Annotated in this window: 27 protein-coding genes and 2 pseudogenes; 14 read left to right on the forward strand and 15 right to left on the reverse strand. The window is 53.6% G+C overall.

Annotated features, from left to right (window positions below; translation table 11 throughout):
* Positions 1-532: 532 nt before the first annotated feature.
* The 3 genes from AC2FIM_RS13575 to AC2FIM_RS13585 all read right to left on the reverse strand — a co-directional run bounded on the left by AC2FIM_RS13575 (position 533) and on the right by AC2FIM_RS13585 (position 2,645).
* Positions 533-1,324 (reverse strand): inositol monophosphatase family protein, encoded by a 792-nt coding sequence (locus AC2FIM_RS13575; protein WP_271949871.1) that lies wholly within the window; start codon positions 1,322-1,324, stop codon positions 533-535.
* Between the two features lie 449 nt (positions 1,325-1,773).
* Positions 1,774-2,121 carry a cupredoxin domain-containing protein gene (locus AC2FIM_RS13580; protein ID WP_416383926.1) on the reverse strand — a complete coding sequence of 116 codons (348 nt, stop codon included), beginning with the start codon at positions 2,119-2,121 and terminating at the stop codon, positions 1,774-1,776.
* Complete coding sequence (locus AC2FIM_RS13585) at positions 2,121-2,645, reverse strand: DUF4142 domain-containing protein (protein ID WP_271949873.1); 525 nt, start codon at positions 2,643-2,645, stop codon at positions 2,121-2,123. The genes AC2FIM_RS13580 and AC2FIM_RS13585 overlap by 1 nt, the downstream gene beginning before the upstream one ends.
* A gap of 139 nt (positions 2,646-2,784) precedes the next feature.
* Between AC2FIM_RS13585 and AC2FIM_RS13590 the strand changes: the two genes are divergently transcribed.
* The 10 genes from AC2FIM_RS13590 to AC2FIM_RS13635 all read left to right on the forward strand — a co-directional run bounded on the left by AC2FIM_RS13590 (position 2,785) and on the right by AC2FIM_RS13635 (position 9,010).
* Positions 2,785-3,738, forward strand: coding sequence for an AraC family transcriptional regulator (locus AC2FIM_RS13590; protein WP_271949875.1), 954 nt, complete (start codon positions 2,785-2,787; stop codon positions 3,736-3,738).
* A gap of 81 nt (positions 3,739-3,819) precedes the next feature.
* A complete protein-coding gene (locus tag AC2FIM_RS13595) occupies positions 3,820-3,954 on the forward strand; it encodes a hypothetical protein (RefSeq protein ID WP_271949877.1) in 135 nt (44 codons plus the stop codon).
* A gap of 83 nt (positions 3,955-4,037) precedes the next feature.
* Entirely contained in the window at positions 4,038-4,457 is a 420-nt protein-coding gene (locus AC2FIM_RS13600) for a group III truncated hemoglobin (protein WP_271949879.1), read from the forward strand.
* Positions 4,454-5,194, forward strand: a complete 741-nt coding sequence (locus tag AC2FIM_RS13605; protein ID WP_271949881.1) for a DUF2189 domain-containing protein — start codon at positions 4,454-4,456, stop codon at positions 5,192-5,194. The genes AC2FIM_RS13600 and AC2FIM_RS13605 overlap by 4 nt, the downstream gene beginning before the upstream one ends.
* Positions 5,195-5,485, forward strand: a complete 291-nt coding sequence (locus AC2FIM_RS13610; protein WP_142637649.1) for a TehB-like domain-containing protein — start codon at positions 5,195-5,197, stop codon at positions 5,483-5,485. It begins immediately after the preceding gene.
* Positions 5,475-7,094, forward strand: coding sequence for a cytochrome-c oxidase, cbb3-type subunit I (gene ccoN / locus AC2FIM_RS13615; RefSeq protein WP_271949884.1), 1,620 nt, complete (start codon positions 5,475-5,477; stop codon positions 7,092-7,094). Before AC2FIM_RS13610 ends, ccoN begins: the two co-directional genes overlap by 11 nt.
* Before the next feature lie 6 nt (positions 7,095-7,100).
* Positions 7,101-7,832: a cytochrome-c oxidase, cbb3-type subunit II gene (gene ccoO, locus AC2FIM_RS13620; protein ID WP_271949886.1), complete on the forward strand. Its 732-nt coding sequence runs from the start codon at positions 7,101-7,103 to the stop codon at positions 7,830-7,832.
* Positions 7,829-7,996 carry a cbb3-type cytochrome c oxidase subunit 3 gene (locus AC2FIM_RS13625; protein WP_271949887.1) on the forward strand — a complete coding sequence of 56 codons (168 nt, stop codon included), beginning with the start codon at positions 7,829-7,831 and terminating at the stop codon, positions 7,994-7,996. Before ccoO ends, AC2FIM_RS13625 begins: the two co-directional genes overlap by 4 nt.
* A complete protein-coding gene (gene ccoP / locus AC2FIM_RS13630) occupies positions 7,987-8,859 on the forward strand; it encodes a cytochrome-c oxidase, cbb3-type subunit III (RefSeq protein WP_496678065.1) in 873 nt (290 codons plus the stop codon). Before AC2FIM_RS13625 ends, ccoP begins: the two co-directional genes overlap by 10 nt.
* A gap of 25 nt (positions 8,860-8,884) precedes the next feature.
* Positions 8,885-9,010 carry a hypothetical protein gene (locus AC2FIM_RS13635; RefSeq protein ID WP_496678063.1) on the forward strand — a complete coding sequence of 42 codons (126 nt, stop codon included), beginning with the start codon at positions 8,885-8,887 and terminating at the stop codon, positions 9,008-9,010.
* A 33-nt stretch (positions 9,011-9,043) separates the two neighbouring features.
* On the opposite strand, the gene AC2FIM_RS13640 is transcribed toward AC2FIM_RS13635, so the two are convergent.
* Positions 9,044-9,508 carry an RrF2 family transcriptional regulator gene (locus AC2FIM_RS13640; RefSeq protein ID WP_496678061.1) on the reverse strand — a complete coding sequence of 155 codons (465 nt, stop codon included), beginning with the start codon at positions 9,506-9,508 and terminating at the stop codon, positions 9,044-9,046.
* A 106-nt stretch (positions 9,509-9,614) separates the two neighbouring features.
* Here AC2FIM_RS13640 and AC2FIM_RS13645 point away from each other — a divergent pair, with 106 nt between their 5' ends.
* Together AC2FIM_RS13645 and katE2 are read left to right on the forward strand one after the other, a co-directional pair.
* Positions 9,615-9,872: a hypothetical protein gene (locus tag AC2FIM_RS13645; RefSeq protein WP_496708187.1), complete on the forward strand. Its 258-nt coding sequence runs from the start codon at positions 9,615-9,617 to the stop codon at positions 9,870-9,872.
* Positions 9,805-10,434, forward strand: a pseudogene (gene katE2, locus AC2FIM_RS13650) (catalase KatE2); the annotation flags it as partial. The gene AC2FIM_RS13645 and the pseudogene katE2, both read left to right, overlap by 68 nt.
* A gap of 124 nt (positions 10,435-10,558) precedes the next feature.
* Here katE2 and AC2FIM_RS13655 read toward each other — a convergent pair.
* The 3 genes from AC2FIM_RS13655 to AC2FIM_RS13665 all read right to left on the reverse strand — a co-directional run bounded on the left by AC2FIM_RS13655 (position 10,559) and on the right by AC2FIM_RS13665 (position 12,611).
* Entirely contained in the window at positions 10,559-11,131 is a 573-nt protein-coding gene (locus AC2FIM_RS13655; protein WP_271949897.1) for a TetR/AcrR family transcriptional regulator, read from the reverse strand.
* Complete coding sequence (locus AC2FIM_RS13660; RefSeq protein WP_496708183.1) at positions 11,128-11,646, reverse strand: dihydrofolate reductase family protein; 519 nt, start codon at positions 11,644-11,646, stop codon at positions 11,128-11,130. The genes AC2FIM_RS13655 and AC2FIM_RS13660 overlap by 4 nt, the downstream gene beginning before the upstream one ends.
* Before the next feature lie 92 nt (positions 11,647-11,738).
* Entirely contained in the window at positions 11,739-12,611 is an 873-nt protein-coding gene (locus AC2FIM_RS13665; RefSeq protein WP_496708182.1) for a LysR substrate-binding domain-containing protein, read from the reverse strand.
* A gap of 102 nt (positions 12,612-12,713) precedes the next feature.
* Between AC2FIM_RS13665 and AC2FIM_RS13670 the strand changes: the two genes are divergently transcribed.
* Positions 12,714-14,282 carry a trimethylamine methyltransferase family protein gene (locus AC2FIM_RS13670; RefSeq protein ID WP_496732065.1) on the forward strand — a complete coding sequence of 523 codons (1,569 nt, stop codon included), beginning with the start codon at positions 12,714-12,716 and terminating at the stop codon, positions 14,280-14,282.
* A gap of 82 nt (positions 14,283-14,364) precedes the next feature.
* On the opposite strand, the pseudogene AC2FIM_RS13675 reads toward AC2FIM_RS13670, so the two are convergent.
* From AC2FIM_RS13675 to AC2FIM_RS13700, 6 genes and pseudogenes are all read right to left on the reverse strand, one after another.
* A pseudogene (locus AC2FIM_RS13675) lies at positions 14,365-14,597 on the reverse strand (IS6 family transposase); the annotation flags it as partial.
* 139 nt (positions 14,598-14,736) lie between these two features.
* Positions 14,737-16,401, reverse strand: coding sequence for a Na/Pi cotransporter family protein (locus tag AC2FIM_RS13680; protein ID WP_496708180.1), 1,665 nt, complete (start codon positions 16,399-16,401; stop codon positions 14,737-14,739).
* 304 nt (positions 16,402-16,705) lie between these two features.
* Positions 16,706-18,058, reverse strand: coding sequence for a (R)-1-hydroxy-2-aminoethylphosphonate ammonia-lyase (gene pbfA, locus AC2FIM_RS13685; RefSeq protein WP_281995489.1), 1,353 nt, complete (start codon positions 18,056-18,058; stop codon positions 16,706-16,708).
* Between the two features lie 107 nt (positions 18,059-18,165).
* Positions 18,166-19,629: a phosphonoacetaldehyde dehydrogenase gene (gene phnY / locus AC2FIM_RS13690; protein WP_271949908.1), complete on the reverse strand. Its 1,464-nt coding sequence runs from the start codon at positions 19,627-19,629 to the stop codon at positions 18,166-18,168.
* 3 nt (positions 19,630-19,632) lie between these two features.
* Complete coding sequence (phnA, locus tag AC2FIM_RS13695) at positions 19,633-20,877, reverse strand: phosphonoacetate hydrolase (protein WP_496732068.1); 1,245 nt, start codon at positions 20,875-20,877, stop codon at positions 19,633-19,635.
* 19 nt (positions 20,878-20,896) lie between these two features.
* Complete coding sequence (locus AC2FIM_RS13700) at positions 20,897-22,084, reverse strand: 2-aminoethylphosphonate--pyruvate transaminase (RefSeq protein WP_496708179.1); 1,188 nt, start codon at positions 22,082-22,084, stop codon at positions 20,897-20,899.
* 119 nt (positions 22,085-22,203) lie between these two features.
* Here AC2FIM_RS13700 and AC2FIM_RS13705 point away from each other — a divergent pair, with 119 nt between their 5' ends.
* Positions 22,204-23,094, forward strand: coding sequence for a LysR substrate-binding domain-containing protein (locus AC2FIM_RS13705; RefSeq protein WP_142637687.1), 891 nt, complete (start codon positions 22,204-22,206; stop codon positions 23,092-23,094).
* 32 nt (positions 23,095-23,126) lie between these two features.
* Here the strand turns inward: AC2FIM_RS13705 and AC2FIM_RS13710 are convergent, their stop codons facing one another.
* Positions 23,127-25,148: a putative 2-aminoethylphosphonate ABC transporter permease subunit gene (locus tag AC2FIM_RS13710; protein WP_142637689.1), complete on the reverse strand. Its 2,022-nt coding sequence runs from the start codon at positions 25,146-25,148 to the stop codon at positions 23,127-23,129.
* Positions 25,145-26,260, reverse strand: coding sequence for a putative 2-aminoethylphosphonate ABC transporter ATP-binding protein (locus AC2FIM_RS13715; RefSeq protein ID WP_281973207.1), 1,116 nt, complete (start codon positions 26,258-26,260; stop codon positions 25,145-25,147). The genes AC2FIM_RS13710 and AC2FIM_RS13715 overlap by 4 nt, the downstream gene beginning before the upstream one ends.
* Positions 26,261-26,315: the final 55 nt, after the last annotated feature.

The raw sequence follows: 26,315 nt of genomic DNA on the forward strand, positions 1-26,315 counted from the left end.
TGAGCCAGAGAAACCAGTCACCGAATAGGGTTTGAGTGAAATTGGCCGCGCCCGAGCCGACACATTTTCACAAAGTAAGACCATGTCTAGCGTGACAGATATCTGGTCCAGTACCGAGCGAAAAGCGTCCGATACAGACGCTATCCTTGCAAAGCCTTTGGGGCTGGTCACGAATTCCGAACCTGGGTTGGGAGAGAACGACCGAAGCACTACCGGGTTCCTTCCTCCCTCGATATTCAAGGTCCGCTGCTTACACCTTCTTCAAGGCACCCAAGTCCAGCTTCTGCAGTTGGGAAACAGCCCATGCTGCGCAACTGCGTATCGTTCGAACAGTCCTGTCAATCGTCAAAAACCACGACAGATAGACTTGGCCATTTTAAACCACGGCGCGGTCGGAACACTGCTTTGATGCCATCTTGCAGGGAAGAAAATCGATCGGCTGTTTGTGCAACCTGGGCAGGGCCACTTCTGGCGCGCGGATATTAAAACTCTTCAACCTGAATTCGGGTCGAGCCCGATTACCTGAACGACGTCATTCGTTCCAAGCGTCGTCGCAGATCATTTTCAAGGTCCCGAACACGGCCGGTGTGCCAGCGATCACGCGACCACCGTCCCGGATCATCCCGTCGGCGTCTTGATCCTCGATCTCGCCACCTGCTTCGGCGATCATCAACTGACCGGCGAGGCAATCCCAGGCGTTCATGTGCTCTTCAATGTACCCCAATAGACGTCCCGCCGCGACATAGGCCAGCGAAAGCGCACCGCTTGCATTGCGATGATAGAGAGCGCCACGTTCGATAAGGGCCGCAATCACCGGAATGACCTTTGATGCTTCGACCCGGTTCGAATAGCCAATTGAGACGGTTCCACTTGCAAGTTCCACGCTTGAGGCAACCTGCATGGCGTGTCCATTCAAAGTGGCACCTTCGCCTCGGACCGCCACGTAAGTTTCACCAACGTTTGGCTCGAAAATCACACCGACCTGCGTCTGACTGTCCGAAACGCCCGCTAAGACAATCGTCCAGGCCGGAATACCATTGACGAAGTTTGTTGTTCCATCAATCGGATCGATCACCCAGTCAAAACCGCTGGAGCCAGCTTTTTCCGCGTGTTCTTCGCCATAAATCCCATCATCGGGAAAAGAGTTCACAATCTTTTGGCGAATGAAGGTCTCGACGTTGCGATCCGCCTCGCTGACCCAGTCTTGCGCGCCTTTTTGATCAATGACCAAGGTATCTCTGGAAGCAAAATACTCTAGTGCAAGCGCGCCTGCCTCTTCTGCTACCGCAACGGCGAAGTTTCTTCGTGCAATGATGTTATGCATAGGTCGGCTCACTTCCTGCTAAATGCAAAACCATCCCTAGTGGATGGGGTGTCAGAACACAAAACAGTGTTTGCCAGACAGAAATCCACTTTCTTCGAGTCGCCCGAGTTTCTGTCGAAAGAATATGCCAATTAAAGCACTCATTCACTTCCGTGCAGTGAAGTCGCCTATTGCTGGTGACCATTGCCGGATTTTGAGAACGCTGCATCGCAGCACTTGAAGTTGCGATGACGGTCCGCTTCGGGCTGCCTGCGAGAGCGGCCCAGAGATATTATATTTCAATGGCTTCGGAGATAGCCTAGGCATCTTCGAGTTCAACACCAAGATACCTGACCGTGCTGTCCATCTTTGTGTGCCCCAACAGAAGCTGGAAGGCGCGAAGCCCAAAGCTCCATATGCTGCGCCCTGCATCATAGTCCGCTTTCGTTCAGTCGATCCAATGAGTCAAATCACATGATCACTATTGTTCCATTCATATGTGGATGAAACGCACAGAAATATTTTGTTTCCATACCTTTAGTAACCTCAACTTTGGCGCTGACACCGTTTGGGATCTCCCCAGTGTCCCATCCGAACTCATCGGCTGTGGCCGTATGTGGTGCCAGATCTTCATTGGTCCATTGAATGGTATCACCAACAGACACGTTCAGAAGCTTTGGCGTGAATGCGAATGCTTTGATCCTAACTTCGTGGACTACGGGTTCTGCCGCCCGGGCTCGCGTTCGGGTTAAAGCGAGAGCGGCCGCCGATGCGACCGCTCCAACCATTACGCGACGGCGTGAATGGGCTTTTCCCATCACTGCAGTGCCTCGACCATCATTTCGGCGTGGCCTTCATGGGCTTTAAAGATCTCAAGTCCCTGCTCGAACAGAGCCTTCACCTCGGCATTGTCGATATTGGGGATCATTGTGTTCTCCACCAGATCATTCACCGCCTGGTGATAGGCCAATTCATTGGCTGCATAAGCGGCATCAAACTCTGCTCCACGCAGCTTGACGAAGCCATCGATGATCTCTTCGGCATTGGCATTCAGCGTTTGGCTGAACGCATTGTTCTGCGCTGACACGCCCAGTTTTTCGAGCAGGCCCAAGGCCGCTTCGTTCACGGCAGTATGGTCGCGGATCATTGTGTTTGCGAATTCATGGATGTCGGGGTTCGACGACAAAGCCAGCGCCAGATAGGCATACCGAATGTCGATGTTGTCGGCCGTATAGGCAATGTGAGCGTATTCGAGATCGCTCATCTCGGCGACGTCCTGCGCAGAGGCTTGAGCGCCAGTCATGGCAAGTGCCACAGCAAATGCGGAAATCAGTTTCTTCATTTTGGAGACTCCACTGAGTGTTACGATGGCAATAGGAGTAATCCGAACCGGGAAGTGAGATATATGCGGGAACGTTCGATTTTCTGTGCAGATCGTTCAAGCTGCTGTACAAAAACGCCAAATACTGCCATGAAAATGCATGCTTGATTTGCTTAGCGATATCCTTACGAAACTGTCTGTTCAAGGCGCGCTCTATTTTCGAACTTCGTTGACCACCCCTTGGGGGATTGAAGTTCCCAGGTTCAATAACGTTGCCCGATTTCATTTTGCTCATAGGGGCAATTGCCTGATCGAAGTTGAAGGATATGAAAAAGTGGTGGCGCTGGAGCAGGGCGATCTGTTGATTGTTCCGCATGGCGCGTCACACAAGTTGTACTGCGCGGCTGAAACAAGAGATGCAGTTTTGCCGCTGGACACGGTAATCGAGCGGTCGGGATACACTGGAACTGGGGTTCTGGTTTACGGCGGCGACGGCGATGAACGTGACACGCAACTTATCTGCGGCCATTTTTCATTCGACCCTCATGCAAAACACATACTGTTGGAACGCCTGCCACCGATCATTCACCTCAGGAATTACGGGGAAACCGCTGGAAAGTGGATGGAGGCGACACTGCGCATGATCGGAGATGAGGCCGGGGGTCTTCGCCTCGGTGGCGATCTCATTGCTTTGAAGATGTCAGAAGCCATTCTTGCGCAGGCCATACGTTCGTTTGTGGAAAGTGACGAATCCTCGAGGTGGGGCTTGAACGGATTCTCTGATCACCATCTGGCTCGGGCTCTTGACGCGTTTCACAAGGATCCAAGCGCATCCTGGACGATAGAAACGATGGCGCGCATTGCCGGCATGTCACGAACAAACTTTGCGGTTCAGTTTCAGAAAAAGATGGCGATGTCGCCAATGCAATACGTAACAGCTTGGCGGCTGGAGATCGCCAAACGCTGTCTTACTGACCCATCAAGTTCTGTTTCGGATGCGGCAGAACGCGCTGGATACGCATCGGATTCTGCTTTTGCACGCGTTTTCAAGAGGGAAATTGGCCTCTCACCTGCCGGCTTCCGTCGGCAGATCACATTATCATCGGCGCAATAAACCGGACGGGATCTGTTGCGAAGTTTTAACTTGCCACAGTGATATCTTTGTACCGGCGAACTAAGCCGCCAGCTCCGTAAATTGCCGAAACGGACAGACACCGGGCGTGATTTGCCCTTTGCGGATTATGTGCACCACTTCTATTCCGTCGAGCGTTTTGCCGTGGTTGTCGACGGCTGGGTAAAGATAGACCCACGCGCCTTTCTCTTGATGTAGGTCGTACCATTCACACTATAATAGGTATTGACAATACCTATTATAGTGCGCAGATAGTGAGGCGTATCGTTAAGGTAGATCCGATGACACGTACCATGCCAATTCGGCCACATATGTTTGACATCACAGCGGAAGAAATCGCGACTTTGGTCAACCGGTTCTATGCGCGCATCAGAGTGCATCCTGATCTGGGGCCGGTATTTGACAGGGCAATCGAAGATTGGCCGGAACACGAAGAAAAGATCGCAGCCTTTTGGCGCGGCGCCATTCTACGAGAGACAGGCTATTCGGGTAACCCGATGCAGGTTCACCTGGCGAACTCTGAAATCCTACCAGAACATTTTCGCCTGTGGCTCGACCTGTTCGAAGACACCGCAAAAAAAGCCCTTAAACCTGCAACCGCCGAAGCGTTCTCTCATTTGGCCAGCAGGATCGGTAAGGGCTTGTCATTCGGAATTGAGAACTTTCGTCGAGAGGCTGACACTCCGCCGGTGTTGTCATGACGGTCTCTGTCTATACCAAAGCTCAGGTCATCTCTGATCCTCCGGCACGCGTTGTCAAACGTTGGCTGCAGGCGGGCTGGGGCGACGTGAAACGCAACCCGGGATATTCCTTGCTTTACGGTGGTTCACTCGTAGTTCTGGGGTGGATTTGCGTTGCGGCCCTGATGCTCAACGATCTCGGTTGGGTTTTGTTGCCTTTGCTAGCTGGCGGCGTTTTGGTCGGACCACTTGCAACGATTGGTCTTTATTCCGTAGCAAGCGGTAAAACAGGGCTCAGAGCGGCCACGGGTCAGATTACGTTGGTGGGCGTCATACTGATGGTTTTTGCTCTCATCTGGATACGCGCGGCCACAGTTATGTTCGCCATAGTCTACGGGCTGCGCCCATTCTCAAGCTTCGCAGATACGCTGCTTTTGCTGATTACTACGCCATCAGGATGGGCGCTGTTGATCGCAGGATCATTCGTTGGCGGGCTGTTTGCGGCATTAGGGTTTGCGGTGTCAGCGTTTTCATTGCCAATGCTGATCGACCGCAAGATCGATGGCTTCTCGGCTATGGGGCTCAGCTTCAACGCCACCACTCACAACTTCAAGCTTTGCTTGTGCTGGGGAGCCATCATCACTCTTTTGACTTTGGTTGGAATACTGTCCGGGCTACTGGGTTTGGTCGTGGTGTTCCCATTGCTCGGGTACGCGACCTGGCATGCTTATGCCGAGCTTTTTCATGGAGATGCATAAATGACCGAAGCGCTTCCAAAAGGCGTGGTGCACTATGCGACCTCGCGGTTCACGCATGAGACATTGCCAGAAAAGCTGCGCAAAGATCACAGCACCAAAGCGGGTGTTTGGGGTCAATTGGCTGTGCAACATGGGCAACTTCTACTGAGCCGGGATGACAAGGGTGATCTGGTTCTGGGCGTTGGGGCCACTGCTGTGTTCGCGCCACAGGAAACTCATTCGGTGAACCCGATTGGCGAAGTTGAGTTTGAAGTACGCTTCCACCGGCAGGAGGCGCCCGATGCAGCGTGAGAGTTTTCTTGAGGATGCTGCCGTCCTGTGTGCCCTTGCTTTGATCTTTGTCGGTGGCGTAGCCATACTTGGCTGGGGGGTTCCTACCGCCTACGTGCTGCACGGTTGGTTGATCGCAATAGCCGCTGGTTGGGGGTTGATGTGGATGATCAACCGTTTGAGCGAGACCCCAAAGGACATCCCTTTAGAATACAATGACAAGGTCATTCGGTTTGGTGTCATCGCCGCGCTGATTTGGGCAATCATAGGGTTCACGGTTGGCGATATCCTCGCCTGGCAGTTGGCGTTTCCAGCACTGAACGGTGATATGTTCTGGTCGAACTTCGGCCGGTTGCGCCCGGTTCATACATCTGCCGTGATTTTTGGTTTTGGTGGCAACGCGTTAATCGCGACGTCGTTTTATGTGGTCCAACGTACCTCGCGCGCCAGATTGGCCAGTGAATCGCTGCCCTGGATGGTGTTCTGGGGGTACAATCTGTTCATGGTCCTTGCGGCGACCGGCTACCCCTTGGGGATCACCCAATCGAAGGAATATGCCGAACCGGAATGGTATATGGATCTGGTTTTGCTGATCGTCTGGGTTGGTTATCTAGGTCTGTACCTAAAGACGCTCTCTCGCCGGGCCGAACCGCATATATATGTGGCTAACTGGTACTACCTGGCCTTCATCGTCGTCATCGCGATGCTGCATACGGTGAACAACCTCTCGGTTCCGGTTTCCATTGCCTATCCCAAAAGCTACTCGCTGTTTTCCGGCACACAGGATGCAATGACGCAATGGTGGTATGGGCACAATGCTGTTGGCTTCCTGCTGACCGCCGGGTTCCTAGGGATGCTGTATTACTTCTTGCCCAAAGCTGTGAACCGGCCAATCTACTCTTACCGAATGTCAATTGTTGGCTTCTGGGGGATCACCTTCCTGTATCTCTGGGCTGGCTCACATCACCTTCACTACACGGCGCTACCGGACTGGGTTCAGTACCTTGGCATGACCATGTCGATCATCCTGCTGGTCCCCAGCTGGGCCTCTGTGTTCAATGGAATCCTTACGATCAACGGGGCTTGGGATAAGGTCCGGACGGATCCGGCGGTCCGGTTTATGATGGTCGCGATTCTGTTCTACGGACTGTCGACATTCGAAGGGTCGTTCATGGCGATCCGTCCGGTCAATTCGCTGAGCCACTACACGGATTGGACCGTCGGCCACGTACATGCCGGCGCGTTGGGCTGGGTCGCCTTCATCACCTTTGGTGCCATGTATAAAATGGTGCCCTGGATTTGGAAACGAGATGGCGTGTATTCATTGCGGCTGGAGGCATGGCACTTCTGGCTCGCCCTGAGCGGGACGCTGATTTACGTCGGCGCAATGTGGAACAGTGGCATCACACAATCGCTGATGTGGCAGACCTATGATGCGGATGGTGCGTTTCTTTATTCCTTCCTCGACAGTGTGATCGCAATGCATCCTTACTATGTCGCCCGTGCGATCGGGGGGCTGCTGTATCTGATCGGAGCGTGCATCGGTGCATACAACATCTACATGACGGTCAGTGGGCCGCGGCAAGCCGAGACCAGGCAATCCGGACCTTTGGTCCAGCCGGCGGAGTAGCAGCCCATGAGTACACAACACCAAAAGCTTGAACGCCATTCACTTGGCTTTGCGATGGCCATCCTGCTGGTTGCATCAATCGGTGGCATTGTTGAAATCGCCCCTTTGTTCACCATCGAAAACACGGTGGAAGAAGTCGACGGCATGCGGCCCTACACTCCGCTGGAACTAGCCGGGCGCGATATTTATGTGCGCGAGGGCTGCTATGCCTGCCACAGTCAAATGATCCGCACCCTACGGTCGGACATCGAACGATATGGGCACTACAGCCTGGCCGCCGAAAGCATGTATGACCACCCTTTCCAATGGGGCTCGAAACGTACAGGGCCGGACTTGGCGCGAGTTGGCGGTAAATACTCTGACGCATGGCATGTGGCGCATCTGGAAGCGCCGCGAGAGCTGGTGGAAGGCTCGATCATGCCTGGTTATGCGTTTTTGTCTGACGCGCGGCTGGAAACAGGCCACCTGCCTGCCTCTTTAAGAGCCCTTAGCCGCGCCGGGGTGCCTTACACAGATGCTCAGATCGAAAATGCGGAAAAGGATGCTGCATGGCAAGCAGATGCCGAGCAATATTATGAAGGTGAACTGCAAGAAAGTTACGGTGAAAACGTTCAGGTCAGGGATTACGACGGGCACCCGAGTGAGTTGACGGAAATGGATGCCCTTGTGGCCTATCTGCAGGTTCTTGGCACATTGGCCGATCTGGATTCGTTAAACCTTGAGGAGGTTCAGAGATGACACATGATACGGTTCTCGTTTTCTCCAAGACCTGGGGTGCAATCTACCTGCTGGTCGTCTTCCTTGCCGCAGTTGTCTGGACCTACTGGCCCTCACGGCGAAAAGTCTACGATGACGCTGCGCAATCTCCGCTGGACGATCAGGAGGATCAGCCGTGGCGCTAAAGGAAAAGGATCCGGTTTCCGGTACTGATCTGACCGGCCACGAGTGGGACGGTATCAAAGAGTTGGACACACCTGTTCCCTGGGCGGCCCGATGGGCTTTGTGGATCAGTATCATCATCGCAGCACTGTTTTGGGTGTTCTACCCATCCTTCCCAGGTGCGCGCGACTATGCAAAAGGGCTGTTGGGGTATTCATCCCGATCAGAGGTTGTTGCAGAACTTCAGCAAGCGAATGCTGATCGTGAAATGACATTTGCGCCTTTTGCGTCACAGGATCTCGAAGAACTGGCCGCAGACCCAACACTGGAGGCAAGGTATAGCGCGTCGATTTCCAAGCTTTACGCTGACAATTGTGCCGCTTGTCACCGGAATGATCTGAAAGGGCAGCCTGGTTTTCCCAATCTGGTAGACGGACATTGGCTGTGGTCAGGCGCACCGGAAGAGGTTGAGGCGACCATACGCTATGGGATCAATGCGCAGCATGACGATACACGGATTGCACAGATGATGGCGTTTGGCGCAGACGGTATGATCGAAAAGCAGCAGGTTGAAGAGGTTACAGAATTTGTCTTGGCCCTCTCTGGAAAGCAGCATGATGCGACGGCGGCTGGCGCCGGTAGATTGATCTTCGAAGAAAACTGTGCGGCCTGTCATGGCGATGACGGGCGCGGGGGCTATGAAATCGGCGCGCCCGATCTGGGTGATGAACGCTGGATCTATGGAGGCGACCGGGATGAGATTTACCATAGCATTTATTACGGTCGGCAAGGTGTGATGCCTGCGTGGGAAGGACGTCTGAGCGACGCCCAGATTCGAATGCTCACGTTGTATCTACTGTGGAATGCAGAAGATGCACCAAGTTGAAGAAAATCCACGATTCCGAAGGGCAATGTATCTGATGATACTGGCCCTTCTGGTCGGCTACATCGGGTTCAAGGCATGGCACCTTTCCGTGGCTTTCGAGGCATGGGAAGGACAGGCGATTGTAAAGGCTGTGCCTGGCGCGGCCAAGTAACAATCAAATTATTATAGGACTACAGTTTGCGTATTAATCGCTTGATGCCAGCGCATGACTGACTTCCAACGCTCGGATCAGGTTTTTCATGCCACGGTTTCCTTCCAATACGTCCTGTAAAGTCTTGGTGTCCAAGGCAGCAAAAAACGCCTCCTGAGCTTCGTTCAGAATTGGCAACAATCCACAAGCGGGCGTCATTACACAACAGCCGCCGTCTTCCTTCATGCATTCCACCAAAGGTGTGCCGCGTTCGGATTTTCGTAGTAGGCCGCCAATCGATATCGCATTGGGAAGTAGGGCCATACGCATGCCACCGTTGCGCCCACGCATGGATTCTACATAGCCCTCGTGTGTAAGCCACTGCGAGATCTTGGCCAGGTGATTGAAGGGCAAGTTTTGCATAGCCGCGATCTCACGCGTCGACATCAACCCTTCTTCGTGGGTGGCAAGATGGATCAGGATGCGCAGGGCATAGTCGGAGAACTTGGTAATTTGCATAGTTATTCTTCCCATAAAAAATAGGCTTTGAAAATGCCTATTTTATTGACATCTTTTTCTTGCCCTTATAATAGGTATTTAGAATGCCTAATAGGAGAGATGGCTCATGCAGCCCGTTGTGTTATTGATCTCGCTGATCCTGATGGCAGTGCTGTCACTTGTCTTCTGGTTGGCCGTGCGGGCTTCTGATGGGCCGGAACCCGGACCCAAGGGCAACTCGAAACGTTCGGGCTTGATCTGGGCAATGACGATTGTCGGCGTAATTGTTGCGGTTGGCACATTGCGACCGTGGCCACATGCCGTACGGTACATTCACAGTGACCCACGACATCACCCGCTATACACGCGCCAAATTGTTCTCTGATGTTGGCAAGAAAACGGATCTCTTCCTGCGCTTCTCGACCGTTGCAGGAGAACGCGGCGCAGCGGATGCGGAACGGGACATCCGAGGCTTTGCGGTAAAGTTCTACACTGAAGAGGGCAATTGGGATCTAGTTGGGAACAATACCCCTGTGTTTTTCCTTCACGATCCGCTGAAGTTTCCCGATCTTAATCATGCCGTCAAACGTGATCCGCGAACGAACATGCGCGGTGCGGAAAACAATTGGGACTTCTGGACTAGCCTTCCCGAAGCTTTGCTTCAGGTGACGATTGTCATGTCTGATAGGGGGCTTCCTGCAACCTACCGACACATGCACGGCTTTGGCAGCCACACATTCAGCTTTATCAACTCGGATAACGAACGTTTCTGGGTCAAGTTCCATTTCAAAACCCAGCAAGGGATCAAAAACCTCACTGATGAGGAAGCCGCGCAGATCATCTCTGGTGACCGTGAAAGCCATCAGCGTGATCTTTTCGACGCTATCGAAGACGGTGATTTTCCCAAATGGACGCTCTATGTCCAAGTCATGCCAGAGAAGGATGCGGGTAAGCCTTAGCTTCGATGAAAGTTAGTAGCCTTGGGGCAGAACTACTTGACGTTAGGGTCAGAATCGAATGACGCAAACTGCTCATTGCTTGAGGACACCCTCTGATGGGCATGTTTTCATATCACGTCTCCGCGAAGTCACCCGCCGCTTGCGCAAGAATCCAGTCAACCCCACGCAGAAAATCGTCTATTGTCAGGGGATTGTCTTCTCCGCTCGAGGCTGAGAGCACAAACCCATGTGCATAGTCGATCAGCACGTGAACAAGAACATCACCGCCATCGCTGTTTTCGAGTTGGTCCGTGCTGACCTTTAATTCCTCGGCCACGTTCATGAGGTCCGCGCTCATGAGCGTTACATCGTCTAGGATTGCACGGAGTAGATTGGCGTTCTTCAAAGCGCAACCATAGTAAGTCGCCATAATGCAGCGGGCGCGTTTGACCGGGTTGCCACCATTCACTCCATCCAAGACGCCTGCAAAGGCAAGTTCCACCAGATCGGACAATAGTTGCTTCTTGCTACCTGCGTGATAGGTCACGGCCATCGGAGTGACGTCAAGCTGATCGGCAAGTATGCGAAACGATAGCGCATCAACACCTTTGCTTTGGGCGATCGGCAATGCGGCCTGCAGGATCACTTGCTTCGAAAGGCGCTGTGCAGCCTTTGACGGTCGCCCTGGTGGCGAAGCTTTCGTCACCTGGTTTTCAGTCTGTAATCGAGATCTACCAGACCGGAGGAAAAGCTGCTGACCGAAACCAACTCCAGATCAACGTCACCTTCTGTTTCACCAAAGATCCGAATGCCTTCACCAATCAGAATGGGAACCAAGGTAATCCGCATGTCCTCAATCAGCCCGGCTTTGAGGAAGGATTGGATGATTGCACCGCCATCCACATAAACTCGATTGTAACCACGCGCGCCAAAGTCCTCCATCAAATCGGTGGGTGTTTTGTCTGAAACTTCAACTCTTTCGCGCAGCTCATCTGGAATGCCTGAGGTTTTCATTGAGCGACTGAGAACCACCACCGGTTTCGTGTAAGGCCACTCTCCAAATCCCAGAACTGTCCGGTACGATCCGGACCCCATCACGATCACGTCGACGCTACTCTGAAACGCGGCAAACCCGTGATCTTCGTCTGCAGTGGGTTGCTTTTCCAACCAGTCCAGCCTGTGATCTGGCCTTGCGACAAAACCGTCTAGGCTCATTGCCATCATGATATGTCCTGTGGGCATCCTCTGGGTCCCTGTAATTTATTTATATGCCGTATAATAATGGCTCTGAGGATACTCAAGGGGAATGACTGCTACGATTGACCCAGAATCCAGTCCGAGAAGGACTGTACTGCGCCGGTTGGTGCGGAGCTATACGGTTGAACCAAAAAATACCCATAGTCGGGCAGATCGGTTTCCGACAACCGAAACAGTCTTTCAGCTTTTAGATCGTCCCGAACCAGATCATCCATCAAAGCTATTCCCTGTCCGTCGATGACTGCTTGCGCCCGGACATTTGGGTCAGGAACGATTAGCGCATCTCTCCTTGATTGTCGGGGAAGCTTTGCGACGTTCAGCCAATCAGACCAGGCGTTGCTGTCATCACGATCTCTCAGCAGCGTAAGATGCGATATTGCCTCTTTCATTCCTAATTCTATCACTAGGTCAGCTGCCGCCCGGTCACCCACAGGATAGGGCGGCATGGGCATGAACGGAGTAACGGTGCCGCCGATCCGATTCCCGTTACCCCACCTGATTGCAAGATCCACATCCTGCATCTCAGCTTCTGAAAACTCGATCATCGGTTGAATGCGAATCTGCACGTCCGGGTGGCTTTGCATGAATGACATCAGGCGTGGCGACAGCCAGCGCGCAGCGAAATAGGTCGAGACGCCAACGGTTAGAGAACGCGTTGAAATCCCCTTTAATGCATGAATTTCAGCTTCGATTTCTTCGTATCGGGTCTGGCAGATCGCGAGCAGTTTTAATCCTTCACCAGTGAGTGTGACTCCACGCGATGTGCGCTGGAACAGGATCATCCCAAGATCGGCTTCAAGCGTTTTGATCTGATAGCTTATGGCGCCCTTAGTCATGTTGAGTGCCGATGCTGCCGTCGAGAAGCTGGAATAACGAGCAATCTCGGCAAATAGCCTGAGTAAGTCATGGTGATGAAATCGGGTACTCATATCTTTAGTGTACAAAATTTCTAAACGCTAAGAGTAGTTTTTTTCGATTTTCAAATATGTTTTTAAGGTCGAAAACTGCATTCAAGCTCGTGGAGCGATGAAATGAAGTTGGACTTGTTGAACGCAAAAGCAAAAACACCGACACCGGCGGAGCACCGCGGCCGCGCGCGCAGGCGCCGCTTGGCCCGTAGTATTGCCCCTTCTGAGAGCACACAGTTCACGGGTCGCAGGATACCTGCATACAATCTACTAAGTGAAACGGTATTGGCCCGGATCGAAGATCAAGCCGACTGGATTCTAAGCAATATTGGCGTCGAGTTTCGGGGGGATCGAACGGCACTGGATCACTTCGCCCGAACGGGTGCCCGCATCGATGGCGAACGTGTGCGGTTTGAACCGGGTCACGTCCGTGCGCTTTGCGCTACGGCCCCAAGTGAATTTCAGTTGCATGGCCGAGACCCGGTCAGAACGGTGACACTTGGCGGTGACAACGTTGTGCTGATGCCGGGATACGGCTCTCCCTTTGTCAGCGATCTGGTGAAGGGCCGACGATATTCGACGCTGAAGGATTTCCGCAATTTCGTCAAACTGGCCTACAGTGCGGCCGCCTTGCATCATTCCGGCGGCACGGTTGTCGAGCCGACAGATGTGCCGGTGAATAAACGGCATTTGGACATGATGCTGGCGCATCTGACACTCTCAACCAAGCCCTTTATGGGCTCTGTTACGGCACCCGAGCGCGTGCGTGACAGTATCGAGATGGCACGCCTCGTCTTTGGACGGGACTTCATGGAGCACCACGCGTTGATGCAGGCAAATATCAACGTCAATTCGCCGCTGGTTTATGATGATACCATGTCGTCGGCTCTGCGTATCTATGCGGAGGCAGGCCAATGTGTCTGCGTCTCCCCTGCGATTTTCGCGGGTGCCATGGGGCCGCTTTCGCCGGCGGCGGTGGCGGCGCAAACTCTGGCAGAAGCGATGGTTGGCATTGCGCTTGCGCAACTGGTGCGCCCCGGTTGTCCGGTGGTGTTCGGCTCGTTCCACTCCACAATGAACTTGCGCACGGGCGCTCTAACCTTTGGATCGCCCGAGGCGAACATGACCACGATGGCGCTGACACAATTGGGACGAAGGCTTGGCGTACCTGTGCGCTCTGGCGGTGGGCAGATCACCGCCTCCAATGCGCCAGATGGGCAAGCGATGCAGGACAGCACCGGTGCCATGTGGTCCACGCTTCTGTCCGGAGCCCATCAGGTCTGGCATGCGGCAGGCTGGCTCGAAGGTGGGCTTGTGATGTCCTACGAGAAATTCATCATGGATCTCGACCACTGTGGCGCGATGCTGAAACTGCTGAAGGGCTTCGAAACGAATGAGGAGGCATTTGGCCGTGATGCCTATTTTGAAACGGGCCCGGGCGAAAATTTCCTGTCGACCAATCACACGCTGCGCCACTATGCGGCAGCGAATTTTGAGCCACAGATTTCTGACGCCGGGCCATTCGAGACTTGGTCTGAAAATGGTGCTCTCACGTCAGACCAACGCGCCACGGCGCGGTGGCATCAGATGTTGAACGATTACCAGCGTCCTGAAATGAAACCTAGCATACAAGCCGCGCTTGAAGACTTCGTGTCAGAGCGCAAAGCGCGAATGCCGGATGAATGGTACTAGAACGGAATACCCAAGACCCAAGAACTCTGCCGGGATTGCCAACTTGCTTGAGCCCGATTGAAGAACGTCGGCGCCTATGTCGTCAGGAGGACATTTCGCGGGCATAACTGATCCAAAACTGGAAGGCATCTGATCGGGCATGGTGGTATAAAGCTGAAGCAAGTTGATAGCGGGGAGACGGGAGCTGATGGTGATCTGGTCATGGGCAACCAGAAATCTCTGAGCCTGCCAGAGTGACTTGTTCGGACCGATGATCTTTTCGCGTTTTCGGGTTGATTGGTGGGATCCTTCAATCCGGTTACTTAGACCCTTGTGCACTGCGCAGTGCTGGGCTCAGATTTTGGAAGACACTGAACAATTTCAAAATTTGATTTCGAGAACGAACTCACTTCGGTGTTTCCAGTCGCCTTTGTTCTCGCTCTTTTCTTGTCTTCGCATTGAGACCGGCTCGGGCCTATTCAGCAATTTCGTTGATCAATCGTGTCTCTAGAAGTTGACCGTTCTGGTAAAGGACCGGGTAAGCAATCGATGCAATATGACTGTTGAACTCCCGGAAAGCCCGCAATGTCTCTAGATGAATATCACTGGTTTCGAAGCTTTCCGTTGTTCCATGCTGCAACCGGCGCAGGTGACGCTTGCGGCTTTCACGTTCCACGCGTTTGATTTCGGTTTTCTCAAGGCTGAGAAGCCGGGCGCTTTCCAGATCGTCTGAAACAAGTACATTTGATGCCAGTTTCATGTTTGCAAGAATACCTTCATGCATCTGAACAAGTTCGGACCAGCCATCTTGCGAAAAGCTAGAGCCTTTGGCCCGCATTTCACCGGCCAATACAGTCAGGCGTTTGGCGACAACGTCACCCGCCGTTTCAAGCCTGATCGCAAACTCCATAAGGTCGCGCGCGGTTTTAGCATCGTGTTTTTCATATAGCTCAGGGGGTATCGCGGCGACGAAGGCTCGAATACCCGAGAGGCACCGGTTTACGTCCTCGTCAATGGCCTGAACTGACCGGATCTGTTCTTTGTCTCCGCTGCGGTAAAGTTCAAGAGCAGGACGGAACATGGTTTCGAGAAGATCGCTCATCCGCAGCAGCTCACGCTTGAGGCTCGGCAAGGCCTGATTGGGATTTGCCACGTCTTCCATGTCCAATGCGCTGACCGGTTGTGCGGGTTGCGACTTCTGTACTTTCTGTTGGTCTGGCAAGAGCCTTTCGAGCAAGTTCTGCCAGTGTCCACAAAACGGAAGGGCTAAAACCAAAAGCGACAGGTTGAAAGCAAGATGCACGTTGACTAGCATTTGCCCCCCTTGCGGGTCGCCCAAAAGCCCGGTTCGTAGGGCAAAATTTGCTACAAACAAACTAGCCAACGCCCAACTGCCTCGCAGCGCCAAATTTGCATAGGGTATTCGTCGGGCAGTCACTGGCATTCCTCGGGTTAGCCATACCGGAATGAAGGCCGAGCCAAAGTTCGCGCCAAAAACCAAAGACATTCCGGCGGCAAATGGGATCGCTCCAATTTGCACAAGTGTCACACACATAAGGATGGCCGCAACCGAGGAATGCATGACGAAGGCTAAGGCACTCCCGACAAGAAATGCAGTGATATAGTCGCGCGACAAGTAATCCGCGACTGTGGGTAAAAATGCACTGTCCCGAATTGGGTCCATCGCCTCACGAAGGAACCGAAGTGAGATCAGGATAAAGGCAACGCCCATCAGAATGCGCCCTAGTTGTCGGGCTTTTTTGGCTTCGGTCTTGACGAATAGATAGCCTCCAATCGCCAGCAGCATTGGAATAAGCCAGTCCAACCGGAACGTAAGAATCTGGATGATCAGTGCTGAACCTAGATCGCCTCCGAGCACAATCGCCAGACCGGCAGGAAAACTCAACATTCCACTGGCAGCAAACCCAGAGGTCAACAGCGCCACTGCCGCCGAACTTTGCAGTACAACCGCCATCATCAGACCCACAAGTGAGGCCTGCAGGTAACTGTGCTGTCGCGTCAAAACGCGCTGGAACGACGCTCCATAGCTGCGCTCAATTCCAGTGCGTACCATTCGAACTGCAAAAAGTAGCAACATCGTCGCGCCAGCAAGGCTGATTAAAAAGCTGACTATCGCCATGCTCTACCTCACTCCCAGGGTTTGCTTGGAATAACAGGGTGCGCTGCAATCCTGCCAACCAACGACCGGAGACCGACCCGGTGATTTTGCGGACGAGTAATTTCGATAAAACGCTCAGCGCCCGAGTTTGCTGAAAAAAATCGGACGCGCCTGTTCCACCGGGAAAACGCATTCACTTTCTTGGTGGTAGGCAGTGGCCCTTGGCGCCATAATTGAGAATTGATCTCCACGTCCATTGACCACTGTTTTCCTGGAAGCAGAGAGAGCAACGGCGTGTTTTGCTCTAAAGGTATGGCCACAAAGATTAACATTCGTCCTTAATCGCGTTGACAACAATGTCGATTGCACAGTCGAGATCCTTGCGCGTGATCGTTAGCGGCGGTGACAATGTAAGCACACACCCCTGACTGATTTTGTAGCTTAGGCCAGCTTCCAAACAAGCATAATAGATCCGCTCGGCTCGTGCATTTCCAGGTGTCTTGTCGGCACGGTCATCGACAATTTCGACACCAAACATCAGACCACGGCCGCGAATGTCACCGACGATCGGGATATTCTGAAGCTCACCCATCAGACGATCCATAGCGTGCTCGCCCAACTCAGCCGCCCGGTCAACCAACCCCTCATCTTCGATGATTTGTATTGTGGTAAGCGCGGCGCGTGCAGTCACCGGGTTTTTTTCGTGTGTATAATGTCCAATGGCAAAGTCTCCGCAGACGTCCAGTTTGGTTCGCGCGATACAAGCTGCAATCGGCAGGATGCCTCCGCCAAGTGCCTTACCCAAGGTGACGATGTCAGGGATAATCTCGTCATGCTCAAAGGCAAACATCTTGCCGGTCTTTCCAAGCCCCGTGGGAATCTCGTCCATGATCAAGAGAGCCCCGTGACGATTACACGCCTCCCGCACAGCTTTCCAGAAGCCCGGTGGCGGCACATAAGGCACCGCGCGCATAGGCTCAGCGATGACCGCAGCTACGTCTCCCTCGCGTTCTAGAACGAACTCGACCATTTTTGCACAAGCCAACCCACAGGTATCTGGGCCGGCGTGATTGTACGGGCATCGGTAACAGGCAAAAGGTGCCACGTGCTCTGCACCCGGGAGAAGCGGGCCGGCTATATGGCTGCGAAATGTCGCCTCGCCGCCGACGCTTGCGGCGCCAAAACCGGCACCGTGGAAGGCATCCCAGAAGCTAATTGTTTTGAACCGACCGGTGGCAGCGCGCGCTATCTTGAGAGCGACCTCGTTTGCATCAGAGCCGCCGGTCGTAAACAGCATTTTCCCAAGGTCGTCTGGCGCGATTTCGGCGAGCTTTTCGGCCAATTCAACCGCGGGATCATTAGTGAAGCGACGGGGTGCGAAAGACAGGTCATCCAGTTGCGCCTTGATCGCGGTGATCAAACGGGGATGTCCGTAACCGATATGATGCACTGAATTGCCATGGAAATCCATGTAACGGCGGCCGTCCAGGTCTTCGACCCAAATCCCCTCAGCTTTGGCAATGGTGCTAACGCATGGCGAGGACAGTGACTGGTGGAGAAACGCGTTAGCGTCGCGTTTCAGCAAGGGTCTAGATTTAGGCCCTATAGATTCCTTCATCCATGCTTTTCGCGCGCTGGAAGTATTGGATTCGCCTTCCGTGTGGACGATTTGTGACATGCTTTTTCCTCAACGCCGCTTGTGAAAAAATGCGGACCTCGCAAAGTCCGCCAGTACCAGGGAGGAACTTGTGGTGCCCCGACCCGGGTCGGGACGGGGCACAAAAACTAGCGTGGCCAGGGCAGCGAGTAAGTTTTTACGTTAGTAAAAAACTTCATTGCCTCGATGACACCTTCTTTAACCCCATTACCGCTGTCCTTGATGCCTCCGAAGGGGGACATTTCGATACGGTATCCGGGTTGTTCCCAAATGTTGCAGGTGCCCACGTTCAGACCGTTGATAAAGGCAATCGCACGGTTCAAGTCGTTCGTACAGACGCCTGAGCTGAGGCCGAATTCGGTACCGTTCGAAATACGCATCACCTCGTCGTCATTGTCCGGAACCCGAACGATGGGCACAATGGGGCCAAAGGTTTCTTCCATCACCAGCTCGCTGTCATGGGGGACCTTATCGACCACGATGGGCGGCAGTAGTGCACCCTGACGGCCCGGATGATAGAGGATTTCTGCGCCGTCGGCCTCGGCCATGTAAACGCGTTTTTCGAACAGTTCAGCTGCCTTGTCATGGATGACACAGCCCAGTTCGGTCTCGGGGTCTTGTGGGTCGCCGAACTTGATCTTCTTCGCCTTTTCCAGAACCAATGGCACAAACTTGTCGGCCACGCTTTCTTGCACCAGAATACGTTTGATCGCAGTGCAGCGCTGACCCGAATTGCCGGTGGCGCCTGCCACAGCAATGGTCGCGGCCTTCTCAAGGTCCGCGTCAGAAAGATCGTTCAAAACGATCAGAGGGTCATTGCCCCCCAGTTCCAGAGCTTGCCGCTTGTAAACGCCTTTTTCGGCGATCATCTTACCCACCGGCACGCCGCCGGTGAATGTGATGATGTCGATGTTTTCATTGGTGATCATCTCGTCGCCAATGTCACCTGGCCAGCCGGTAACCACTTGGAACATCTCGGGTGGTAGACCCGCGTCGTAGAGGATGTCAGCTAATGTCAGCGCCGTCAGCGGCGTCAGTTCCGTCGGCTTACACACCATGCAGTTGTTGGTCGCGATTGATGGCGCGATCTTGTGGCTGACCATGTTAAGTGGATGATTGAATGGTGTGATTGCCGAAATCGCATTCACCGGCTCGCGCATGGTGAATATTTTTCGATCTTTGCCATTATGGGTCAGGTCGCATGAAAAGATCTCGCCATCATCCTTCATCGCCTCAGCGGCGGCGAATTGATAGACATCTTGCGCACGCTTGGTCTCATAAATCGCATGCTGGTGACAGATACCCAGTTCCAACGTCAGCCATTTGGCAAGGTATTCACGACGTTCACCAATCAACTCGCCCGCACGCTGCAGGATCTGGCTGCGCTCATACCGTGTGAGCTTTGGAGTGTAATTCGCCGCGACTTCGAACGCTTTGCGCGCATGTTCTGCCTTGCCGGCGGGTACATGCCCGACAATCTCGTTTGTGTATGGGTACAGAACCGGCACCGTTTCGTCGGTAAAGACGATCTCGCCCCCGATGCGCATTCCTTCATTGCGGATTTCGATTTTAGACATGGTTTGATCTTTCATGGATTACTGCGCCGCCGCTGTAGTTGCATAGAAAAACGCATCAAAATTGCGCAACTCGGGCGCAGTCCCCAAGTCGATAACCCGGTTTACGATGAATGGAACTTCCTGCTCGGTCAGTCCACCGTGGCTGCGCAGCGGCTCGTTGAGAGCGGCCAGATCGTGGCGGTCTTCAGAGGTACCGATACAGATGTTTTCACCCGAGACCATCACGATATCACCAATGCGGTCACCGGGCAGTTCAAAACGCTTGATCGCTTCTTCCTTGGTCAACACGTGGGTGATGCCGGGTGTAGCTTTCAGTTTGCCGATGATGTCGTTGCGATCCGCGTCTTCGGGCAGATAGCAGGTGGCAAACGACCCGAGTGCGCCGTGGTGCACCACATAGGGGTCCGTGATCGGCAAGATGACACGGGCCGCGTCCTTGCCCAGCCATTCATCCACCAGATCCTGCACATATACCACGCTGGGCGAGCCATCGGCGTGGTGCTTGGGCTTCATGCCGTGGTCGGCGGTGACCACGATGGCAGCGCCCATGGCGTCCAGTTCGGTCAGATATTTGTCAAACATCTCATAGAATGCCTTGGCCTCGGCCTGATCGGGTGCGTATTTGTGCTGCACGTAGTCGGTGGTGGTCAGATACATCACATCTGGTTTCCACTCTTTCAGCAACTTGACACCCGCAGCAAAGACAAACTCGGACAACTCTGCCGAATAGACCTCGGGTTGGGCCATGCCCAACCATGCGCTTGCTTTCTCCTGACCATGCTCAGCCAGGGTCGACGTGTCGGACTTTTCCGCAGAGAAACATTTGGCCCGGTCGTCGTCGAACTTCAGACCCGCCCCCAACAACGCGCGCAGCTTGTCCTTCGCGGTGACTATGGCCACCTTGGCGCCAGCGTCATAGAACTGCTTGAACACGGTCGGTGCACGCAAAAAGCGCACATCGTTCATCATCACTTCTTCACCACTGTCCGGATCAATCAGATAGTTTCCACAGATGCCGTGCACGATAGGCGGACGGCCAGTCGCAATGCTGAGATTGTTAGGGTTAGTAAACGACGGGATCACCGAATGGGCCAGCCGGTCAGTGCCGGTTTCGCGCATCCGCTTGAGCGTCGGCATCAGACCGTCAGCAATAGCTTTGTCCAGGTATTCTGGCTCACAGCCGTCAAGGCAGATGGCAATGGCGGGAACTTTGGGCATCGGGTAGACACGCTCGTTGGCTTCAACAGGGGTGTGGATGGTCATTTGGTTTGTTCCTTGATCCTTAAGCGGCCAGTTTGGCGCGTTCTTCTAAAGCTTGGAGAGGAGGTGTGGCACTCGACACACCCATTTTTTCCAAAGTTTCCTTGGCGGCAATTACAACTTTCCGCATAACCTTGTCGTCCATCTGACCGATGCACCCAACGCGGAAGCTGTCGACGACGGTCAACTTGCCCGGGTAAATGATGAACCCTTTTTCTTTCATCAGACTGTAGAACTGATCAAAGACAAAGTTTTCATCGGCCGGGCAGAAGAATGTTACGATGATTGGGCTCAGCCAGCGATTGTCGAGCAGAGTTTCGAAACCCAGCTCACGCATGCCGGCGACCACAACATCCCTGTTGCTGGTGTATCGGGCTCCGCGACCGGAAACGCCGCCCTCAGCCGCATGTGCCCTGAGGGCTTCGATGAAAGCGGCAACCACATGGGTGGGCGGCGTAAATCGCCATTGACCGGTTTTGTTCATATGCGCCCACTGCGCGTGAACGTCCAGAGACAGCGAATGACTGTTACCCTTGGCATCCTCAAGCTCGTTCTTGCGCGCGATTATGAACCCAAACCCCGGAACACCCTCAATACACTTGTTGGCGGACGAAACCATTGCCTCATAGCGGACTTCCGTAGGCTTCAACTCGATCGCACCAAAGGCTGACATCGAGTCGACAAGAAGCTTGCGACCAGCGGCGTAAACCGCCTCCGATATTTCCTCTACCGGATTCAGAATGCCCGAGCTTGTTTCGCAGTGGATAGCAACGACATGGGTGATCGCGGAATCATTCGCCAGAATCTCGGCAACTTCTGAACCACGCGGCGGCAGATAGTCGCCCTTGTCCAGGACAACATGATCGCGTTCCAGATACTCGAGCGTTTGCGCCGAGCGTTGACCGTAAGCACCATTGGCCAGCACCAATGCCTTGCCATCGCGCGGAATGAACGAAGCCAGCATCGCCTCTACTGAAAACGATCCGCTCCCCTGCATCGGTACACAGTCAAACTCATCGGCGCCCTCGCCAAGCAATGCCAAAAGACTGGAGCGCAACTCCTGGGTCATACCCCGAAAGTCATCATCCCAGCTTCCCCAATCCCTCAACATGGCTTCTTTCACGGCGTTTGACGTGGTCAAGGGGCCAGGAGTTAGTAGATAGGGCTCGCCGAGACGCGGTTGTTCAATTTGAGGAAAAGAAGACGTCATAACCAAGCTCCAGATCAACGTTTCAAAGACACAGTTGCAGCAACCGCAGCTATATGTGAAATTGCAAATATCAATCTAATTATAAGCTCAGCCTATGCTCGAACCTTCAGGAGTTTGAAATGCGACATAGCCAGCTCAAAGCCTTTCATTTCGTGGCCAAATATGGTGGGTTTTCGCGTGCTGCGGAGGCGCTTTTTTTGACGCAGCCAGCAATCTCAGAGCAGGTTCGCAAACTTGAGCAGGATCATGATTTGTTGTTGTTCAAGCGTGAGCGAAAAAGAGTGAACCTAACCCCGGAGGGGACGCAGCTTTACCGGTACACCAAACAGTATTTTGAGATCGAGGATCAGATCGAGGACTATCTGTCAGAAACGAGGGCTGCGATCGACGGCGAGCTGCGGATCCTTGCCGATTCCGCGCACCACTTGACCGACTTTCTGGGACCGTTCCGAGAAAAATATTCGAACATTACGATTACCGTCCGCGCTGGCAACACCGAGGACATTTTGGAGGAGCTCAGATCTTACAATGCAGAAATTGGTGTTGTTGGCAGCGTGTCTCCCGGCAAGGACATGAGTGTTCTTAGCCTCGGTTCGACCGAGATCGTGGCATTCACGGCCCGCAGTTTGCTTCTCGCCTCAAAACCTACATTGTCCCTCGCAGAGCTGGCGGAGTTGCCTCTCATCTTCAGGGAACAGGGATCAAAAACACGCCAAAAGCTCGAAGATGAAGCCAGTAAACGAGGGGTGCCGCTGAAACCGGCAATTGTGGCCGAAGGAAGAGAGGCCGTCAGAGAGTTGGTGGCATCAGGTGCAGGTATCGGGTTCGTGTCCCAGGCAGAATACGGTCACGACGACCGTCTCAGACAAATCAAGCTGCAAGACGTCGACCTGCAAATGGGAGAAAGCATGATCTATCTCTCCCAACGGCGTGAGGTGAAGACCATTCGCGCCTTCATGAAATTCGCCAATTCTGTTCTAGAAGAAAAACAAAACCCCACCAATCAGTGATCGGTGGGGAGATGCCTAAATGGGTTTTCTTGTCAGCGGGTTCGCCAGGCTTGCGTGCGACCGAGGACGCCTTTGGAAGCAATCAGGTGGATGATCCGCGCCGCGGCGTTTGTGTAGAAGATCATCATCCCCATTGCGGCAGCCGGCGCAATATCGCCCGCATCGTCCATGTTTAGCACTGCAATAGATGCCAACGTGGTTTTGGGCGAGTATAGGAACACAACCGCAGATACCGTCGTCATTGCGTTTACGAACAGATAGATTGATATGTCCAGCACGGCTGGCAGGCAAACAGGGACCGTGACACGGGCAAACAACTTCATCGTCGGTTGCTTGAGCGAGGCTGATACCGACTCGAATTCTCTGTCCATCTGCTTGAGCGCTGTCACTGCCGTCAGGTGCGACACAGTATAGAAGTGTGTCACCGTACAGATCACCAAAATTGCCATTGTTCCGTAGATACCGTTCAGCGGATTAGACGGGCTATTGAAGAAGAAGATGTATGACAGGCCCAGCACCATGCCCGGGATCGCCATTGGCAGCATCGCGAACATCTGAAAGATCGATCGACCTGTTCTGAACCCGTTCGACTTTTCAACCAGATAGGCACCAAAGAAGACGACTGAAGTACCGATCACCGCCGTCAAAAGCGCCAGCTTGATCGAGTTAATGTAAGAGCCCCAACCGCCACCATCCATCTTGTTGAAATCGTAGTTCTTCAGGCTCAGGCTCAGGTCGTAGGGCCAAAACTTGATTAGCGCCGCGAATTGGCACACAGCCAGCAGCCCAACGATGAACAGACCGATCAGACAGCAATAGACTAGAAAGAACCGATCTGCCTTTCGATTTGGGGTTGGCTGGTACGGGACCGACCGGGCCGACAATAAGGCAACCTGCTTTGATTGCACCATGCGGTCGATCGCGAACGCCAGGATTGCGGGGATCACCAGAACGACCGAGACTACGGCACCCATTTCAAAGTTCTGCTGGCCGATCACCTGCTTGTAGATATCAACCGCCAGAACGTTGAACTGACCTCCAATCACTTTTGGCAGACCAAAATCAGTTATGACCAGATTAAATACAACGAAAGCGGCCGAGATCAGACCATATCGCGCGCCAGGAACGGTGACCGTCCAAAAAGTACGCCACGGCGTCGAACGCAGGCTGACTGCAGCTTCGTATAGTCGTGCATCAGAGATCGCCAGCGCCGTTGAAATGATCAGGAAGGCGTGCGGGAAGGTGAAGAACACCGAGCCTATCACGATGCCAATCGGACCATAGATACTGGCGCCGAACAGCAACTCTTTTATCATGCCCTGATTGCCGAACAGATAGACCAGCGCGATCCCGGGTAACAGCGAAGGCACCAGGATCGGAGCCATCGCAATCAGACGAAACACACCCTTGAACCGCATGCAACTCCGGTTCAGCGCATAAGCGAACCAGAACGCCAAAGTTACTGTGACAATGGTGCTAATTACAGAAATCCAAAGGGAATTCTTGATAGAATTGAACAGTGCCGGGGTTGAGAAGTAGTTGACGAAATTTTCCAAGCCTCGCGACTGAACTGGCCTCAGCTGAACCCGCCGGAACTGATTGGAATCGAGCGTGACCCAATCCGTATTGTCTTGCAGCGTAGAACCGACAAGAAACCGCCCGGTGTCGCTCGTGTTACGGATTTGGTACATGACCGGACTGCGAAAGCTGAAATCGGGAAAAAGCTCGGTTACTGATAGCCGCCCGTCTGAGCCGGTAGACAGTTCGGTACCTGAAAAAGCCCCGATTTGTTCGTTCAGCGTGTCGGCCGACAGGATGGTTCCGTCAAATTGCCCCGCTTCGTCACTGACCTGAAACTCGTATTGCGACAACTCCATCCGATAGGTCGAGAATGACTTGGAAAGCATCGTGTAAAGCGGCAGGACCAACGTCGCGACCAGATAGAGTGCGATCACGATCATGCTGCCGCGCATCAGGATGTCATCCCTGCTGAGCTTGGGTTTGATGTCAGGCCCGGCTGGAAGAGTCCCCGGGTTGGTTGAAATCTCGCTCATGCTGCCGTCTCCGGAACATCAAAGGCCATTAGCCGGTTTTCGGGCAGCTCAATCACCATGGTCCTACCCTCTTCCAGTTCTAGGCGGCGCACGGCATTGATCGAAAAATCTGCGATCAGTTCCGAAGATCCAAATCGCTCGTTGCTCAAGCGGCATCGCCAGAATGAACCGAGGAATTCCATTTCATCGAGAGTGACGTCGATGCAGTTCCTGTTGCCGCCGGTATCGAGATAACCAGCCTCATGCGGGATGATATCCTCGGGTCGGATCGCCGCAATCGCTGGCATTCCGTCGTTGAACGTGTGGCTGAGGCACGCAAAGGTCTTTTCGCCGACACTCAGTCGACCACCCTTGGTGACCTGAGACTGGATCTGGTTCATTTCCCCGATGAAGTCTGCCACGAACAAGTTTGCGGGTTCTCGGTAAATTTCTGTAGGTGACCCCACCTGCTCGATAACCCCATGATTCATGACCACGATCCGGTCCGCCATCGCCAGCGCTTCTTCCTGATCATGCGTAACCATCACAGTAGTCACACCCAGTTTGCGCTGCAGCTCTTTGATTTCGTGACGTAGATGGACGCGCACCTTTGCGTCCAATGCCGAAAGCGGCTCATCCAGCAACAAGAGACCGGGGTTGGTCGCAATGGCGCGGGCCAACGCAATCCGCTGCTGCTGGCCACCGGACAATTGCGCAGGATACTTTTTGCCTTGTTCAGGCAACCCAACCAAATGAAGCAGTTCGCTGACACGAACGGCAATATCCGATTTGCTGCGACCAGTGTTTTCCAAGCCGAAAGCAATGTTCTTTTCGATCGTCAGGTTCGGGAACAAGGCGTAAGACTGAAACACAATCCCGAAATCACGCTCTGACGGCGGCAGATTTGACACATCCTTGCCGTCTTGCATGACAGTGCCCTTGGTTTGCAGATCGAGACCCGCAATCGCCCGGAGCAAGGTTGTTTTGCCGCAACCCGACGGCCCCAGAAAGCAGACAAATTCGCCTTCGTTGATTTCGAGGGATATGTCCTTGAGTGCAAGAAAGCTGCCGAACGCCTTCCACAAATTCTGGATGCTTAGATACAGTTCACCGGGTGGGGTTTTCTGAAGCACGGGAGCGGTCCTCATATCTGCACCTCGGGAACGGCCGATCTGGGCCGGTTGAAGC

It is taken from the genome of Ruegeria sp. CDSC052 (genome assembly GCF_059610685.1).